The sequence below is a fragment of the Actinomadura pelletieri DSM 43383 genome (genome assembly GCF_003634705.1).
In the GTDB taxonomy this organism is placed as follows: Bacteria; Actinomycetota; Actinomycetes; order Streptosporangiales; family Streptosporangiaceae; genus Spirillospora; species Spirillospora pelletieri.
The window spans coordinates 1-1,206 of sequence record NZ_RBWU01000015.1 but is presented as its reverse complement, the minus strand read 5'-3'; the positions used below and the strand labels follow the sequence as shown (position 1 = coordinate 1,206).

Annotated in this window: 1 protein-coding gene; it reads left to right on the top strand. The window is 64.0% G+C overall.

Translation table 11 applies throughout. From position 1 onward, the window contains the following. The coding region (gene treS, locus BZB76_RS34015; RefSeq protein WP_121438562.1) for a maltose alpha-D-glucosyltransferase at positions 1 to 1,206 on the top strand (1,206 nt) is incomplete at both ends.

Here is a 1,206-nt window from a genome sequence, read left to right as displayed (position 1 = left end):
GATTTCGTCGAGTTGATCGAGCAGGCCCACGCCCGCGGCATCCGGGTCATCGCGGATCTGGTCATGAACCACACCTCCGACCAACACCCCTGGTTCCAAGCCTCACGCACCGACCCCGACGGCCCCTACGGCGACTTCTACATGTGGGACGACACCGACACCAAATACCCCGACGCCCGCATCATCTTCATCGACACCGAAACCAGCAACTGGACCTACGACCCCATCCGCGGCCAATACTACTGGCACCGCTTCTTCTCCCACCAACCCGACCTCAACTACGACAACCCCGCCGTCCAAGACGCCATGCTCGAAGTCCTCCGCTTCTGGCTCGACCTCGGCATCGACGGCTTCCGCCTCGACGCCGTCCCCTACCTCTACGCCCGCGAAGGCACCACCTGCGAAAACCTCCCCGAAACCCACACCTACCTCAAACGCGTCCGCACCGAAATCGACCGCCTCTACCCCGACCGCGTCCTCCTCGCCGAAGCCAACCAATGGCCCGCCGACGTCGTCGAATACTTCGGCGACCCCGCCAACGGCGGCGACGAATGCCACATGGCCTTCCACTTCCCCGTCATGCCCCGCATCTTCATGGCCGTCCGCCGCGAACAACGCTACCCCATCTCCGAAATCATGGCCCAAACCCCCAAAATCCCCGACAACTGCCAATGGGGCATCTTCCTCCGCAACCACGACGAACTCACCCTCGAAATGGTCACCGACGAAGAACGCGACTACATGTACACCGAATACGCCAAAGACCCCCGCATGAAAGCCAACATCGGCATCCGCCGCCGCCTGGCCCCCCTCCTGGACAACGACCGCAACCAACTCGAACTCTTCACCGCCCTCCTGCTCTCCCTCCCCGGCTCCCCCGTCCTGTACTACGGCGACGAAATCGGCATGGGCGACAACATCTGGCTCGGCGACCGCGACGCCGTCCGCACCCCCATGCAATGGACCCCCGACCGCAACGCCGGCTTCTCCACCTGCGACCCCGCCCGCCTCTACCTCCCCATCATCATGGACCCCATCTACGGCTACCAAGCCGTCAACGTCGAAGCCCAGACCAACAACCCCGGCTCCCTCCTCCACTGGACCCGCACCATGATCGAAATCCGCCAACGCCACCCCGTCTTCGGCGTCGGCACCTACGTCGAACTCTCCGCCTCCAACCCCTCCGTCCTCGCCTTCACCCGCGAG